Below are 14,162 nucleotides of genomic sequence, written 5' to 3'. Positions count from 1 at the left end.
GAACACATTGCTTCCCAGCCATTATCCCGCATCCCAGGACCCGATGACCAACATCAGTCGGCATCGCTTGGGCAACGCGCGCGAGCAAAACCACCCAATTCGGCGATGTGACTGCGATACTTCGCCGCCCCGCGGAGATCGGTCGCGCGGATCCGTCGCGGTTTTCTTTGACGCAGGTCACACGTCCGGTCCGGCTCCCGGGCGGCGATCTCCGCCATGCTGTCCCCATACAGGGGCGTACCGAGCGGTACGTCACCAGCCGCGACACCGGAGGGGACCGCCATGGCCGACACCGTGCTCTACGAGGTGAGCGACGGACTCGCGACGATCACGCTGAACCGCCCCGAGGCGATGAACGCGCTGAACATCGCCACCAAGGTCGCCCTCAGGGAGGCGGCGGAATCCGCGGCCGGCGACACGGCCGTACGGGCGATCCTGCTGACCGCGGCCGGGGACCGGGCGTTCTGCGTGGGCCAGGACCTCAAGGAGCACATCGGGCTGCTCGCGTCGGACCGTGAGACCGGGTCGGGGCAGACGATGAGCACGGTCAAGGAGCACTACAACCCGATCGTGCGGGCCCTCGCCGGGGCGTCGAAGCCGGTGGTGGCGGCGGTGAACGGCGTCGCGGCCGGGGCCGGGTTCGGTTTCGCGCTCGCCGCGGACTACCGCGTGGTGGCCGACACCGCCTCCTTCAACACGTCGTTCGCGGGCGTGGCCCTCACCGCCGACTCCGGCATCTCCTGGACGCTGCCCCGGGTGATCGGCCCGGGCCGCGCCGCCGACCTGCTGCTGTTCCCGCGCAGCATCGGCGCGCGGGACGCGCTGGAGCTGGGCATCGCCAACCGGGTCGTACCGGCGGCCGAGCTGCGCGCCGAGGCCGAGCAGGTGGCGCGGGCGCTGGCCGAGGGGCCGACGGTGGCGTACGCGGCGCTCAAGGAGGCGGTGGCCTTCGGTCTGACGCACTCGCTGGAGGAGACCCTGCAGAAGGAGGACGAACTCCAGACGCGGGCGGGGCGGTCCGAGGACCACGCGATCGCCGTACAGGCGTTCGTGAACAAGGAGAAGCCCAAGTACCTCGGCCGCTGAGTCCGCCGGGTCCGCGGGGCCGCCGGACCGGCGCGGCCCCGCGCCCTCCTACGGGGTGCTGCGGGCCGCGCAGGCCTCCAGGTGGTCGTCGACCAGGCCGCACGCCTGCATCAGCGCGTACGCCGTCGTCGGGCCGACGAACCGGAGCCCCCGCTTCTTCAGCGCCTTGGACAGGGCCGTCGACTCCGGGGTCACCGCCGGGACGTCCGCGAGGGTCCGCGGGGCCGGCCGGCCGGCCGGGTCGGGGGCGTGGGACCAGATCAGCTCGTCCAGCTCGCCCTCGGCCCAGTCGGCGAGCACGCGCGCGTTGGCGAGGGTCGCGTCGACCTTGGCGCGGTTGCGGATGATGCCCGGGTCGGCCAGCAGGCGCTCGCGGTCGGTGTCGGTGAAGGCGGCGACCTTCTCGATGCGGAAGCCGGCGAAGGCCGCGCGGAAGCCGGGGCGGCGGCGCAGGATCGTGATCCACGACAGGCCCGACTGGAAGGCCTCCAGGCTGAGCCGCTCGAAGAGGGCGTCGTCGCCGTGGACCGGGCGGCCCCACTCCTCGTCGTGGTACGCCACGTAGTCCTCGGTGGACAGGGCCCAGGGGCAGCGCAGGACGCCGTCCGGCCCGGCGAGGGCCGCTCCCGTGCTCATCGCCGCTCCTCCGTGCCCTCGCCCTGCTCCGGACGGGATTGGTGGACGTGCGCCGCCGCGGCTCTGGCGCCGGCCAGCGCGGACTCCAGGTCGGCGATCCGGGCGTCCCGCTCGGCCAGTTCGGCGGCGAGCCGGCCGAGGGCGTCGTCGACGTCGGACATGCGGTAGCCGCGCGGGGCGAGCGGGAAGCGCAGGCTCTCCACGTCCGCGCCGCTCACCGGGCGGTCCGCGGGCAGCGGGTCCTGCAGCCGCTCCGGCGCCACCTCGGGCAGCGGGGCGCTCTCACCGCCCCCCACCACGGCCAGGGTCACCGTGGCGACCACGACGGCCAGCGCGACGACCAGGAACAAGAACATCACCATCGCCTTAGGGTCCCCACGCTCCGTGCCGGACGTTGTGCCGGACGCTGAAACTGTCAGGCTCCGATCGTGCCATGCGGGTCCGACAGTTAGGGTCACAGGCGGCCGTAACTGCGGAACGTACAAGGAGAGGTCACAGCGGATGCTCAGGCTGGGCAGGCGGGAATTCGGCCCGCACGAGCCGGTGATCATGGCGATCGTGAACCGGACGCCGGACTCCTTCTACGACCGGGGAGCCACCTTCCGCGACGAGCCGGCCCTCGCGCGCGTGCGGCAGGCGGTGGCCGAGGGCGCCGAGATCATCGACATCGGCGGGGTCAAGGCCGGGCCCGGCGAGGAGGTCTCGGCCCAGGAGGAGGCGCGCCGCACGGTCGGGTTCGTGGCGGAGGTACGGCGCCGGTTCCCCGACGTGGTCATCAGCGTGGACACCTGGCGGGCCGAGGTCGGCGAGGCCGTGTGCGAGGCGGGCGCGGATCTGCTGAACGACGCCTGGGGCGGGGTCGACCCGGGGCTCGCGGAGGTCGCGGCGCGGTACGGGGCGGGGCTGGTGTGCACGCACGCGGGGGGCGCGCAGCCGCGGACGCGTCCGCACCGGGTGACGTACGACGACGTCATGGCCGACATCCTGGACGTGACCCTCGGGCTGGCCGAGCGGGCGGTGGCGCTCGGGGTGCCGCGGGAGTCCGTGCTGATCGATCCCGGGCACGACTTCGGGAAGAACACCCGGCACAGCCTGGAGGCGACCCGGCGGCTGGACGAGATGGTGGCGACGGGCTGGCCGGTGCTGGTGTCGCTGTCGAACAAGGACTTCGTGGGCGAGACGCTGGACCGGCCGGTGAAGGAACGCCTGATCGGTACGTTGGCGACGACCGCGGTCTCCGCCTGGCTCGGGGCGCGGGTGTACCGGGTGCACGAGGTGGCCGAGACCCGTCAGGTGCTGGACATGGTCGCGTCCCTCGCCGGCCACCGGGCCCCCGCCGTGGCACGCCGGGGCCTGGCCTAGGCAGGCACCCGGGGGGGACCCCGGGTGCCTGGCCGGTGCTAGCGGGCCGCCTCCTTGGAGACCAGGGCGACCGCCTCGTCCACCTCGTCCGTGACGTGGAACAGGAGGAGGTCCTTCTCCGCGGCCTTGCCCTGGGCCACCGGCGTGTTCCTCAGCCAGTCCACCAGGCCGCCCCAGTACGCGCTGCCGAAGAGGACGATCGGGAAGCGGGTGACCTTCTGGGTCTGGACCAGGGTGAGGGCCTCGAAGAGTTCGTCGAGCGTGCCGAGGCCGCCGGGCAGGACCACGAAACCCTGGGCGTACTTCACGAACATCATCTTGCGGACGAAGAAGTACCGGAAGTTCAGCCCGATGTCGACGTACGGGTTCAGCCCCTGCTCGAAGGGCAGCTCGATGCCGAGACCGACCGAAGTGCCGCCCGCCTCGCACGCCCCCTTGTTGGCCGCCTCCATGGCTCCCGGACCGCCGCCGGTGATGACCGCCCAGCCGGCCTCCACCAGGCCGCGGCCGAGCCGCACCCCGGCGTCGTACTCCGGCGAGTCCACCGGTGTCCGTGCCGAGCCGAACACGCTGATGGCGGGCGGGAGTTCGGCCAGGGTGCCGAAGCCCTCGATGAACTCCGACTGGATGCGCAGGACCCGCCAGGGGTCGGTGTGCACCCAGTCCGTGGGGGCACGCTCGTCCAGCAGCCGCTGGTCGGTCGTGCTGGACGTCACCTGACCCCGCCGTCGGAGGACCGGTCCGAGCCGCTGCTCGTCCGGCGGCTGCTTCTTCCCCTCGGGGTTTCCGGTAGCCATGTGCGCTCCCTCCGCTTGCCGGTAGTTCGATCTCAGACTAGATCCACGCGGGTTACGGAGGGAGGACCGGCGCGTGTCCGGCACGCGCCGACGCGTTCCCGGACGGCGTCTAGGCGGTGAGCCAGGCGCGCAGGCGCTCCTCGCCCGCGAGGATCTCCGCCGTCTCCACCCGCTCGTCGCGCTTGTGGGCCAGGTGCGGGTTGCCGGGGCCGTAGTTGACCGCGGGGACGCCGAGCGCGGAGAAGCGGGAGACGTCCGTCCAGCCGTACTTGGGCTTCGGGGTGCCGCCCACCGCCTCGATGAAGGCCGCCGCGGCCGGGTGGGAGAGCCCGGGCAGCGCGCCGGGGCTGTGGTCGTCCACCACGAACTCCTCCACACCGCAGTCCGCGAACACCTCGCGGACGTGCGCGATCGCCTCCTCCTCGGTGCGGTCGGGGGCGTAGCGGAAGTTGACCGTGACCACGCACTCGTCCGGGATGACGTTCCCGGCCACTCCCCCGCCGATGCCCACCGCGTTCAGGCCCTCGCGGTACTCCAGGCCGTCGATGACCGGCCGGCGGGCCTCGTAGGAGGCCAGGCGGGCCAGGATCGGGGCCGCCGCGTGGATGGCGTTGGCACCCATCCAGCCGCGCGCCGAGTGGGCCCGCTCGCCCCTGGTGCGCAGCAGCACCCGCAGCGTGCCCTGGCAGCCGCCCTCCACCTCGCCGTCGGAGGGCTCCAGCAGGACCGCGAAGTCCCCGGCCAGCCAGTCCGGGTGGGCCTCGGCGACGTGCCGGAGGCCGTTGAGGTGGGCGGCGACCTCCTCGTTGTCGTAGAAGACGAAGGTCAGGTCGCGGTTGGGGGCGGGGACCGTGGCCGCGATGCGCAACTGCACCGCCACGCCCGACTTCATGTCGCAGGTGCCGCAGCCCCACAGCACGCCGTCCTCGTCGAGCCGCGAGGGCACGTTGTCGGCGATCGGCACGGTGTCGATGTGACCGGCCAGGATCACGCGTTCGGCGCGGCCCAGGTTCGTGCGGGCGACCACGTTGTTGCCGTGGCGGTCGACCGTGAGGTGCGGCAGGGCGCGCAGGGCGGCCTCGACGGCGTCCGCGAGGGGCTTCTCGGTGCCGCTCTCGGACGGGAAGTCCACGAGCTGCGCGGTGAGCGCGGCGGCGTCCAGCGTGAGATCAAGGGAGGTGTCGGCCATGCTCACGACCCTAGCGCTCCGCGCCGCCCGGGCCGGAGCGCGCGTGCGGCCGGCCTTCCCGTACCCCCGGCGGGGGGCCGGCGGGGCTCCAGTACCTTGTACGCGTGTCAGAGCCGTCCCCCACCCGTCCCAAGCGCCGCGCCCGTCTCCTGCGTGTCTGCGCGGCCCTGTTGGTCCTGTGCGGTGTCGCCGCGTACCTGGTGGTGCAGTACGTCACCGGTGGCGGGGCGCGCGGCTGCAAGGTGGTCGCGGCCTCCGGTGACGGGGCGTCGTACGCGTTCACGCCCGAGCAGGCGGTGAACGCGGCGACCATCGCCGCCGTCGGCACCGGGCGCGGGATGCCCGAGCGGGCCGTGGCGATCGCGCTGGCGACCGCGCTGCAGGAGTCGGGGCTGCGCAACATCGAGCACGGCGACCGGGATTCGCTGGGCCTGTTCCAGCAGCGGCCCTCGCAGGGCTGGGGCACGAAGCGGCAGATCATGGACCCGGCGTACGCGGCGGGCATCTTCTACGCCCATCTGGCGAAGGTGCCGGACTACCCGCGGCTGCCGCTGACGGTGGCCGCGCAGCGGGTGCAGCACAGCGGCTACCCGGAGGCGTACGCCAAGCACGAGACGGACGCCACGCTGCTCGCCGCGGCCCTGACCGGGCGGGCGGCGGCCTCCCTGACCTGCGACGGGCGTCCGCGGGGCGACGCCTCGGCGACCGGTCCCGACGCGGTGCGCCGGGCGCTGGTACGGGACTTCGGGCGGGACGCGCTCCAGGAGACCGGTGCGGTGGTGGGCGGGACACCGGTGCCGTCGCCGTCCCCGTCGCCGAGTGTCACCGCGACCGCGCACGGGCGGACGGTGACGGTCCCGGTGCCGGAGGGCACGCGGCGGGACGCGAGCGGGCGCGGCGAGCGGGAGCGGGGCTGGCAGCTCGCGCAGTGGGCGGTCGCCAAGTCCTCGGTGCTGCACATCGAACGGGTGTCGTACGCGGGGCGGGAGTGGACCGCGGGGAGCGGTGGCGACACGTGGCGGACGGCCGGTTCGCAGGGGGCCGCGGGGCCGGAGAGGTCCGTGGGCGCCGTCCGGATCGTGGCCGGACAGTAGTACGGCCCGTCACTCCGGCGGGTTGTGCGGGGTGGGTGCGTCCGGCGGTGGGAGCGGGTGGCGTGTCCGAGGGCGCGTTCCCCGTGAAATCAAGGGGTGGAAGGATTCTGCGGATCGTTCCGCGGACGTCCTTTGCCCGTTTTTATCCACACCTGATAATGCGATGCGTTATCCATTCTTTACCCGGGGCGTCCGCAACCTTCGCGGGCTTCGAGCGGTAGTCACGGCGTCCGAGCCGGACACGGACTCGGGACACACACCGTTTTCCTCCCGTCGAATGGAGCATCATGACCCTCCCCCTGACCCGCCGGATCGCCCGTGCCGCGCTGCTCGTCGCAGCGGGAGCGGCCGCCGGGGTCGGTGCGGCCGGCTCCGCCGGAGCGGCCACGAACCTGCCGGTGGCCACCCCGAACCTGGGCGGTCTGACCGCGCTGGACGGGGCGCACGTCGGCAACACCGTCGAAGGCGCCGCGAGCGGCGTCACCTCGGTCGCGGGCGGCGCGGGCGGCCAGGCGGTCAAGCAGGCGGTGCCGGCCGCGGGCAGGACCGGCGGCGGTGCCGTGGGCGTCCTGGGGAACGCCGCCACCGGTGCGGCCAAGGGTGGGCTGCCGACGGACTCGCTCACCAAGGGCGGCCTGCCGACCTCGTCCCTGCCGACCTCGTCGCTGCCGACGTCGTCCCTGCCGGCCAAGGGCCTGCCGCTGGGCGGCTGAGCCCCGCTTCCACGGCCGACGGGGCCCGGGATCGTCTCCCGGGCCCCGTCGGCCTTCGCGTGTCAGCGGTGGTTCACAGGCGGGAGACCGCGGCCCGGACGCGTTCGTCCGTCGCCGTGAAGGCCACGCGGACGTGGTTCCCGCCCGCCTCGCCGTAGAAGTCGCCCGGCGCCACCAGGATGCCCCGGGCGGCGAGGTCGGCGACCGTGGTCCAGCAGGACTCGTCCCGGGTGGCCCACAGGTAGAGGCTGGCCTCGCTGTGCTCGATGCGGAAGCCGGCCGCCAGGAGTGCCGCGCGCAGGGCCTCGCGGCGGGCCGCGTAGCGCGCGCGCTGCTCGTGCACGTGGGCGTCGTCGCCGAGCGCCGCCACGACCGCGGCCTGGGTCGGCGCGGAGGTCATCATGCCGCCGTGCTTGCGGATCTCCAGCAGCGGGCCCAGGACGGCCGGGTCACCGGCGACGAAGGCCGCGCGGTAGCCCGCCAGGTTGGACCGCTTGGACAGCGAGTGGACGGCGACGAGGCCGTCGTAGGAACCGCCGTTGACGTCCGGGTGCAGCACCGAGACCGGGTCGGCCTCCCAGCCCAGCTCCAGGTAGCACTCGTCGGACAGGACCAGGACGCCGTGGGCGCGGGCCCAGGCGACGATGTCCGTCAGCTCCCGCTTGCCGAGGACCCGGCCCGTCGGGTTGGACGGGGTGTTCAGCCAGAGCAGCTTCAGCCCGGCCGGGTCCAGGTCGCGCGGGTCGTCGTAGACCTCGTGGTCCGCGCGGGCGAGGCGGGCGCCGACCTCGTAGGTGGGGTAGGCCAGGCGCGGGTAGGCGACCCTGTCGCCGGGGCCGAGGCCGAGCTGGGTCGGCAGCCAGGCCACCAGTTCCTTGGAGCCGACGACCGGCAGCACATGGCGGTGGGTGACCCCGCGGGCGCCCAGGCGGCGCTCCAGCCAGCCGGTGATCGCGTCGCGCAGGGCCGGGGTGCCCCAGACGGTCGGGTAGCCCGGGGAGTCGGCCGCGTCGATCAGGGCCTTCTGCACCAGCTCGGGGACCGGGTCGACCGGGGTGCCGACGGAGAGGTCGACGATGCCGTCCGGGTGGGCCTCGGCCGTCTTCTTGTACGGGGCCAGCTTGTCCCACGGGAAGGCGGGCAGGCGGTCGGAGACTGCGGACACGGGAATCAGGCTCACTTTCCTACGGTGCGGCAAACGCCTCGGTCCCGTACGGCGGTGATCGGGACGATCGGGCCGTACGGGACCGAGGCGGCGCGGTATGGCGGCCGCTTGGCGCTCAGACGGTCACTCGCCCTGCGGCGGCAGCGCGGCGATGAACGGGTGGTCCCGCTCGATCAGACCCAGCTTGCTGGCACCGCCGGGCGAGCCGAGCTCGTCGAAGAACTCGACGTTCGCCTTGTAGTAGTCCTTCCACTCCTCCGGAGTGTCGTCCTCGTAGAAGATCGCCTCGACCGGGCAGACCGGCTCACAGGCACCACAGTCGACGCATTCGTCCGGGTGGATGTACAAGGACCGCTGGCCCTCGTAGATGCAGTCGACCGGGCACTCCTCGATGCACGCCTTGTCCTTCACGTCGACACAAGGCTGCGCGATGACGTAGGTCACGCTGTCGTTCCTCCTCGATAGGGCGCTGGCGGGCCTCCTCAGGCTCCGCCGCCTGGCGCGCGGGAGCGCGGCGTCGTCGATGCCCGCCCCTAGTATCTCCGTTCCGGAGCGTGATCCGAACAGGAGGGGTGAACCGACCAGTGGAATTCTCGGCGAAAGGACGCCTGGAGGTCCGAATCACCCCTGCTGACGTGGGCAAACGGGTCTCCGTACGACGCTTGGGCGAACCCGGTCCCGCATCGGAGAAGTTCACCGACACGGTGGGTGTTCTCACATCATGGAACACGGGCGTGCTCATGATCACACGGCGGGACGGTGAAACGGTACGGATTCCGGAGAACACGCTGGTGGCGGGCAAGGTGGTGCCGGCCGCACCGGCGCGGCGCCGGGGTCCCGCCGCCACGTACCCGGAACTCGCCCGTGTCACCGCGCGCGCCTGGCGGCCGGTGGAGAGCGAGCGGCTGGGCGAGTGGGAGCTGCGGGCGGCCGGCGGGTTCACGCGCCGGGCCAACAGCGTGCTGCCGCTCGGCGATCCCGGTCTGCCGCTGGACACGGCCCTGGCGGCCGTGCGCCGCTGGTACGGCGAGCGGGGCCTGCCCGCCTACGTGCAGACCGCGACCGGCGCCGAGGGCACGCAGGAGGTGCTGTGCGCGGAGCTGGAGCGGCGCGGCTGGGTGCGCGAGGTGACCGCCGAGCTGTGGACCGGGGCGGTGGCGCCGGTCGCGGACCGGGCCGGCGGCGCGGGGGTGGTCCTGTCCCGGACGGCGGACGAGGCGTGGCTGGCCCGGTACCGGCGCAAGGGGATCGGCGAGGTGGCCCTGCGGGTGCTCGGCGGAGGCCCGTCGGTGTGGTTCGCGTCCGTGCCCGGCGCCGGCGAGGGTGAGCCGCCGGCGGCGATCGGCCGGTGTGTCGTGGACGGGCGGTGGGCCGGGTTCGCCGCGGTGGAGGTGGACCCCGGGCGGCGGCGGCAGGGGCTGGCCACCGAGGTGATGGCCGCGCTGGCCCGGCGCGCCCTGGACGAGGGCGCCTCGGCGGCCTGGCTCCAGGTGGAGACGGACAACGAGGGCGGCCGGGCCCTGTACCGCGCCCTCGGCTTCCTGCCGCACCACGCCTACCACCACTACCGGGCCCCCGGGGAGCACGGCGGCCGGGAGGCGGACCGGAGGACGGACACCGAGCCGCCCGGCGGACCGGAGGCATCCGTCCGCGCCGGGCGCCCGTAGAACGCGCCGTGGAAGGGCATGAGCCTGGCATGAACCACCCGTATCTCCCGCCCCCGTACCCGCCCCCGCCGGAACGTTCCGCCGAGCTGCGGCGGCGGTTCGCCGAGGAGGCCAGGGCCGAGCGGCCGGACATCTCGGCGCTGTGCCTGCTGATCGGCGCGGAGGCGGACGGCTCGCTGGACGAGACCGGCATCGACGCCGCACAGGCCGAGCTGGACCGGCTGGCGGGCGAGCTGCCCTACCGGCCGGGCGGGCCGCGCGCGTGGGCGGAGGCCGTACACCGGCTGCTCGGCGCCCGCTACGCGTTCCACGGGACGCCCGGCGACTACCAGCGGCTGGAGTCCTCCCTGCTGCACGAGGTGCTGCGGCGGCGGCGCGGGCTGCCGATCCTGCTGTCGGTGGTGTGGCTGGAGGTCGCGCGGCGGGCGGGCGCCCCGGTGTACGGGGTCGCGCTGCCGGGGCACTTCGTGGTCGGGTTCGGCACGGCGGACGAGCAGGTGCTGGCCGATCCGTTCGACGGCGGCCGGGTGCTGACCGGGACGGACGCCGAGTTGCTGGTGGCGGGCTCGACGGGCGCGCCGCTGGACCCCTCGATGCTGGAGCCGGCGCCGCCGCTGGACGTCGTACAGCGCATCCTGAACAACATCCGGGCGTGGGCGGCGGCGCGGCCGGAGCGGTCCGATGTCGCTCTGCGGGCCGTGGAGCTGGCGCTGCTCATCCCCTCGCACCCGGCGCGGCTGCGCTACGAGCGAGGGCAACTGCTGGTGCAGCGCGGGCAGTTCGTCGCCGGTGCCGAGGAACTGGAGCACTATGCCGACCTGATCGAGGTGGTGGACGAGTCGGCCGCGCGCAAGGTGCGCCAGGAGGCGGGCACGGCACGGGCCAAGCTCAACTGAGCCCGGCGGTCACAGCCATCCCTTGTCGCGGGCGATGCGTACCGCCTCGGCCCGGTTGCGTGCCGCCAGCTTCTGGATGGCGGTGGAGAGGTAGTTGCGGACCGTGCCCTGCGAGAGGTGCAGGGCCCGGGCCAGTTCGGCGTTGGTGGAGCCGTCGGCCGCCGCGCGGAGCACCTCGCGTTCGCGTTCGGTGAGCGGGTTCGCGCCCTCGGCGAGCGCGGCGGCGGCCAGCGTGGGGTCGATGACCCGCTCGCCGGCCAGCACCTTGCGGATCGCCTCGGCGAGCTGAGCGGCCGGGGCGTCCTTGACGAGGAAGGCGTCGGCGCCCGCCTCCATGGCGCTGCGCAGGTAGCCGGGCCGGCCGAAGGTGGTGAGGACGACCAGTCTGACCCGCGGGAACTCCCTGCGCACCCGGGCCGCGGCCTCGATGCCGGTGCAGCCGGGCATCTCTATGTCGAGCAGTGCGACGTCCACGCCGTGCGCGCCGACCGCCGCGAGCACCTCGTCGCCGCGCGCGACCTGGGCGACGACCTCGATGTCGTCCTCCAGGCCGAGCAGCGCGGCCAGCGCCTCGCGGACCATCGACTGGTCCTCGGCGAGGAGGACCTTGATCGTGCTCGTCATGCCCCGGATCCTACGTCGGCCCCGGGGGCCGTGGGCACGCGGGCGACCAGCCGGAACCCGTGCCTGACCCGGCCCGCCTCCAGGCTGCCGCCGGCCTTCTCCAGCCGCTCGGTCAGCCCGGTCAGGCCGTTGCCGGGGCCCGCGCCCGAGCCGCCGGACCCGTCGTCCTCGACGCACAGTTCGAGCACCGGGCCGTCCAGGGTCTGGCGGCGCAGCAGCCCGACGGCGCAGCGGCCGGCGCCGCTGTGCCGGACCACGTTGGTGACCGCCTCGCGCAGCGCCCAGGCGAGCGCGGCCTCGGCCTCCTCGGGGACGCCGGCGAGGTCGGGGTCGGCGGGCACCTCGGCCGCGACCCCGGCGGCGGCCAGGGCGACCTGGGCGCCGGCGAGTTCGGCGGCGAGCCTGGGCCGCCGGTAGCCGGTGACGGCCTCCCGGACGTCGACCAGGGCCTGCCGGCTGACCTGTTCGATGTCGGCGACCTGCTGGGCCGCCTTGTCGGGGTGGCCGGGCAGCATCCGGCCGGCCAGCTCGCTCTTCAGCGTGATCAGCGACAGCGAGTGGCCGAGCAGGTCGTGCAGGTCGCGGGCGAGGCGCAGGCGCTCCTCGTTGGCGGCGAGCTGGGCGACGGTGGCCCGGGCCTTGCGCAACTCGATCGTCGTGCGGACGAGTTGGCCTACACCGGTCATCGCGAATCCGATCAGCAGCACCAGGAACAGCAGGCCGCGGGCCTCCTTCTCGTCCGAGTGCAGGCCCACGAGGTACATCACCAGGCCGGAGGCCGGGATGGCCCAGTAGGCCGCCCGCAGGGGCAGGGTGGCCCCCCAGGCGACCGCCAGGTAGACGAAGAGGCCCAGCCAGGCGCGGCCCAGGGCGTAGGCCAGTACGGGGGCGAGGACGCCGAGGACGCCGCCCAGCGTGAGCACGACCCGCGGGGTGAAGGGCCGGCCGATGTTGCGGTACACCAGCGCCAGGTAGACCCCGACGAAGACGGTGAGGCCGAGCGAGCCGGCCACGGTCGCGCCGGTGCCGTGTCCGCCGTTGACCAGGTCCTCGACCGGCGAGCTGAGGAAGACCAGCCAGATCCCGATCCACAGCGTCTTGACCAGCACCTGGCGCCGGTTGCCCGGCGGCCAGCCCACTGGTGTGTGGCTCGGCATCCCGGTCCGGTCCTCGGTCATCGTGCTCACGCCTTCAGCGTGTCCTTCCGGTACAGCCAGGCCGCGCCGCCCGCGAACAGGACGAACGAGACGGCGAGGACGGCGAGGTCCTGTGCCTGCGGGGCCTGGCTCTGCTCTATCGCCCGTCCCAGGGAAGCGTACGCGTGGGTGGGCAGCCACTTGGCGATGTCCTGCAGCCACTGCGGGAAGGTGGTCGTCGGCATCCACAGGCCGCCCAGCATGGACAGACCGAAGTAGATGATCATGGTGATGGGGCGGACGGCGTCCCCGCTGGCGAGGTAGCCGAGGGCGACGCCGAGCGCGGCGAACACCAGGCTGCCGGCCCAGATGGCACCGCTCAGGGCGAACCACTGCCAGGCGTCCAGACGTACGTCCTTCACCGCCGCGGCGACCACGAACACGACCAGGATGGCCGGCAGGCTCACCACGGCCGCGCTGGCGGTCTTGGCGAGGACGTAGCCGCGCCCGGGCAGGGTGGTCAGCCGCAGCTGCCGTACCCAGCCGCTCTCGCGTTCCTTGGCGATGCGCTCGCTGTTGCCCATCAGGACGGCGGTCAGGGCCCCGAAGGAGGCCATGGAGACCATCATGTACGTCGGCAGGGTGAGGCCCGTGCCGTCGATCGTGGTGCGGCTGTCGGCGTTGCCCGCGACGAGCAGGAACAGTCCCGCGGGGTAGATCACGGAGAAGAACAGGAACTTGCGGTTGCGCAGGGCGCGGGTGATCTCCAGCTTGATCAGGCTGTTCACGACTGCTTGGCCTCCTCGGCCTCCGTGATGGCGACGAAGGCCTGCTCCAGACCGAGCCCGGCGACTTCGAGATTGCGGGGGTAGACACCGAGGCCGTACAGGGCGTGCACGGTCGCGTCGGCGTCGGACGACTGGATGCGGACCGTCTGGCCCGACACGTCGAGGGAGGTCAGGAACGGCAGGTCCCGCAGGGCGGTCTCGTCGATGCGGCCCTCCAGGTCGAAGGCGACGCGGCGGGCGCCCGCCTTGGCCTTGATCTCGGCGGCGGTGCCGTCGGCGAGCAGCCGCCCCCGGTGCAGCACCAGCACCCGGTCGGCGATGGCGTCGGCCTCTTCCAGGTAGTGGGTGGCGAAGAGGACCGTACGGCCCTGGTCGGCCTGTTCGCGCATGGTGGCCCAGAAGGACTGGCGGGCGGAGACGTCCATGCCGGTGGTCGGCTCGTCCAGGATGATCAGGTCGCTGTCGCCGGCGGTGGCGAGGGCGAACCGGACCCGCTGGGCCTGGCCGCCGGAGAGCTTGTCGACCTTGCGGTCGGCGATCTGTGCGATGCCGGCCCGGGCCAGCACGTCGGACACCGGGTACGGCCGCGGGTGCAGCGAGCAGCCCAGCTGCACCATCTCGGCCACGGTGACGCCGTCCATCAGGCCGCCGCTCTGGAGCATCGCGCCGACCCGGCCGGCCACGATCGCCTCGCGCGGGCTCGTGCCGAACAGGCTCACCGTGCCGCTGTCGGCCTGCTTGAGCCCGAGGAGCAGGTCCAGGGTGGTGGACTTGCCGGCCCCGTTGGGGCCGAGGAGGGCGACGGTCTCGCCCGGGTACAGCCGGAGCGAGAGGCCGTCCACGGCCCGCACGCTCCCGTACGTCTTGGTCACCTGGTCGAACCCGACCACCGGGGTGGTGGTTCCGGGTGCCGCTGTCGTCGTCATGGGTCCATGCTGGCCGAAACGGCGGCGGTGCCGGCAGTGTCGGCGGTCCTGGGTGCCGGATGACAGATGTCACCCGGATCGGG

At 73.5% G+C, this 14,162-nt stretch carries 16 protein-coding genes; 6 read left to right on the top strand and 10 right to left on the bottom strand.

Features of this window, described 5'->3' with window-relative positions; genetic code table 11:
* The first annotated feature begins 282 nt into the window (after positions 1-282).
* Positions 283-1,086, top strand: coding sequence for a 2-cyclohexenylcarbonyl CoA isomerase (gene chcB, locus ACZ3ZD_RS04015; RefSeq protein WP_467393160.1), 804 nt, complete (start codon positions 283-285; stop codon positions 1,084-1,086).
* Between the two features lie 48 nt (positions 1,087-1,134).
* Here chcB and ACZ3ZD_RS04010 read toward each other — a convergent pair whose 3' ends face one another.
* Positions 1,135-1,722 (bottom strand): DNA-3-methyladenine glycosylase I, encoded by a 588-nt coding sequence (locus ACZ3ZD_RS04010; RefSeq protein ID WP_467393158.1) that lies wholly within the window; start codon positions 1,720-1,722, stop codon positions 1,135-1,137.
* Positions 1,719-2,084 carry a DivIVA domain-containing protein gene (locus ACZ3ZD_RS04005; RefSeq protein WP_467393156.1) on the bottom strand — a complete coding sequence of 122 codons (366 nt, stop codon included), beginning with the start codon at positions 2,082-2,084 and terminating at the stop codon, positions 1,719-1,721. Before ACZ3ZD_RS04005 ends, ACZ3ZD_RS04010 begins: the two co-directional genes overlap by 4 nt.
* 139 nt (positions 2,085-2,223) lie before the next feature.
* On the opposite strand from ACZ3ZD_RS04005, the gene folP reads away from it, so the two are divergent.
* Positions 2,224-3,084 carry a dihydropteroate synthase gene (folP, locus tag ACZ3ZD_RS04000; protein ID WP_467393154.1) on the top strand — a complete coding sequence of 287 codons (861 nt, stop codon included), beginning with the start codon at positions 2,224-2,226 and terminating at the stop codon, positions 3,082-3,084.
* A gap of 38 nt (positions 3,085-3,122) precedes the next feature.
* Here folP and ACZ3ZD_RS03995 read toward each other — a convergent pair whose 3' ends face one another.
* Positions 3,123-3,881: an LOG family protein gene (locus ACZ3ZD_RS03995; RefSeq protein WP_467393152.1), complete on the bottom strand. Its 759-nt coding sequence runs from the start codon at positions 3,879-3,881 to the stop codon at positions 3,123-3,125.
* 109 nt (positions 3,882-3,990) lie between these two features.
* Positions 3,991-5,070, bottom strand: coding sequence for a succinyl-diaminopimelate desuccinylase (gene dapE, locus ACZ3ZD_RS03990; RefSeq protein WP_467393150.1), 1,080 nt, complete (start codon positions 5,068-5,070; stop codon positions 3,991-3,993).
* A gap of 104 nt (positions 5,071-5,174) precedes the next feature.
* Between dapE and ACZ3ZD_RS03985 the strand changes: the two genes are divergently transcribed.
* Both ACZ3ZD_RS03985 and ACZ3ZD_RS03980 read left to right on the top strand, forming a co-directional pair.
* Positions 5,175-6,164: a heavy metal transporter gene (locus tag ACZ3ZD_RS03985; RefSeq protein ID WP_467393148.1), complete on the top strand. Its 990-nt coding sequence runs from the start codon at positions 5,175-5,177 to the stop codon at positions 6,162-6,164.
* Between the two features lie 287 nt (positions 6,165-6,451).
* Entirely contained in the window at positions 6,452-6,877 is a 426-nt protein-coding gene (locus tag ACZ3ZD_RS03980) for an ATP-binding protein (protein ID WP_467393146.1), read from the top strand.
* Between the two features lie 73 nt (positions 6,878-6,950).
* Here the strand turns inward: ACZ3ZD_RS03980 and ACZ3ZD_RS03975 are convergent, their stop codons facing one another.
* The gene (locus tag ACZ3ZD_RS03975) at positions 6,951-8,042 is read right to left on the bottom strand and encodes a bifunctional succinyldiaminopimelate transaminase/glutamate-prephenate aminotransferase (RefSeq protein WP_467393144.1); all 1,092 of its coding nucleotides are present in this window, start codon (positions 8,040-8,042) and stop codon (positions 6,951-6,953) included.
* 123 nt (positions 8,043-8,165) lie between these two features.
* On the bottom strand, positions 8,166-8,486 hold the full coding sequence (gene fdxA / locus ACZ3ZD_RS03970; protein WP_018561461.1) for a ferredoxin: 321 nt from the start codon (positions 8,484-8,486) through the stop codon (positions 8,166-8,168).
* 140 nt (positions 8,487-8,626) lie between these two features.
* Between fdxA and ACZ3ZD_RS03965 the strand changes: the two genes are divergently transcribed.
* Positions 8,627-9,709 carry a GNAT family N-acetyltransferase gene (locus ACZ3ZD_RS03965; RefSeq protein ID WP_467393319.1) on the top strand — a complete coding sequence of 361 codons (1,083 nt, stop codon included), beginning with the start codon at positions 8,627-8,629 and terminating at the stop codon, positions 9,707-9,709.
* Positions 9,710-9,738: 29 nt separating this feature from the next.
* Positions 9,739-10,605, top strand: a complete 867-nt coding sequence (locus ACZ3ZD_RS03960) for a SirB1 family protein (RefSeq protein WP_467393142.1) — start codon at positions 9,739-9,741, stop codon at positions 10,603-10,605.
* A gap of 9 nt (positions 10,606-10,614) precedes the next feature.
* Here ACZ3ZD_RS03960 and ACZ3ZD_RS03955 read toward each other — a convergent pair whose 3' ends face one another.
* Genes ACZ3ZD_RS03955 through ACZ3ZD_RS03940 form a run of 4 tightly spaced genes read right to left on the bottom strand, consistent with a single transcriptional unit; the run spans position 10,615 to position 14,079 of the window.
* Complete coding sequence (locus ACZ3ZD_RS03955) at positions 10,615-11,229, bottom strand: response regulator (RefSeq protein WP_467393140.1); 615 nt, start codon at positions 11,227-11,229, stop codon at positions 10,615-10,617.
* Complete coding sequence (locus tag ACZ3ZD_RS03950; protein ID WP_467393317.1) at positions 11,226-12,407, bottom strand: sensor histidine kinase; 1,182 nt, start codon at positions 12,405-12,407, stop codon at positions 11,226-11,228. Before ACZ3ZD_RS03950 ends, ACZ3ZD_RS03955 begins: the two co-directional genes overlap by 4 nt.
* 5 nt (positions 12,408-12,412) lie before the next feature.
* Positions 12,413-13,153 (bottom strand): ABC transporter permease, encoded by a 741-nt coding sequence (locus tag ACZ3ZD_RS03945; RefSeq protein ID WP_467393138.1) that lies wholly within the window; start codon positions 13,151-13,153, stop codon positions 12,413-12,415.
* Positions 13,150-14,079 (bottom strand): ABC transporter ATP-binding protein, encoded by a 930-nt coding sequence (locus ACZ3ZD_RS03940; protein ID WP_467393136.1) that lies wholly within the window; start codon positions 14,077-14,079, stop codon positions 13,150-13,152. Before ACZ3ZD_RS03940 ends, ACZ3ZD_RS03945 begins: the two co-directional genes overlap by 4 nt.
* Positions 14,080-14,162 lie beyond the last annotated feature (83 nt).

Source organism: Streptomyces sp. NPDC023481 (assembly GCF_055560195.1).
This window is presented reverse-complemented; position numbering and strand designations above follow the sequence as displayed.

What these genes read in the sequence shown, in the direction of transcription:
- ACZ3ZD_RS03980 (WP_467393146.1), top strand. Translation starts at nt 6,452, where the DNA reads ATGACCCTCCCCCTGACCCGCCGGATCGCCCGTGCCGCGCTGCTCGTC.
- ACZ3ZD_RS04010 (WP_467393158.1), bottom strand. Translation starts at nt 1,722, where the DNA reads ATGAGCACGGGAGCGGCCCTCGCCGGGCCGGACGGCGTCCTGCGCTGC.
- chcB (WP_467393160.1), top strand. Translation starts at nt 283, where the DNA reads ATGGCCGACACCGTGCTCTACGAGGTGAGCGACGGACTCGCGACGATC.
- dapE (WP_467393150.1), bottom strand. Translation starts at nt 5,070, where the DNA reads ATGGCCGACACCTCCCTTGATCTCACGCTGGACGCCGCCGCGCTCACC.
- ACZ3ZD_RS04005 (WP_467393156.1), bottom strand. Translation starts at nt 2,084, where the DNA reads ATGGTGATGTTCTTGTTCCTGGTCGTCGCGCTGGCCGTCGTGGTCGCC.
- ACZ3ZD_RS03955 (WP_467393140.1), bottom strand. Translation starts at nt 11,229, where the DNA reads ATGACGAGCACGATCAAGGTCCTCCTCGCCGAGGACCAGTCGATGGTC.
- ACZ3ZD_RS03950 (WP_467393317.1), bottom strand. Translation starts at nt 12,407, where the DNA reads ATGACCGAGGACCGGACCGGGATGCCGAGCCACACACCAGTGGGCTGG.
- ACZ3ZD_RS03940 (WP_467393136.1), bottom strand. Translation starts at nt 14,079, where the DNA reads ATGACGACGACAGCGGCACCCGGAACCACCACCCCGGTGGTCGGGTTC.
- ACZ3ZD_RS03995 (WP_467393152.1), bottom strand. Translation starts at nt 3,881, where the DNA reads ATGGCTACCGGAAACCCCGAGGGGAAGAAGCAGCCGCCGGACGAGCAG.
- folP (WP_467393154.1), top strand. Translation starts at nt 2,224, where the DNA reads ATGCTCAGGCTGGGCAGGCGGGAATTCGGCCCGCACGAGCCGGTGATC.
- ACZ3ZD_RS03960 (WP_467393142.1), top strand. Translation starts at nt 9,739, where the DNA reads ATGAACCACCCGTATCTCCCGCCCCCGTACCCGCCCCCGCCGGAACGT.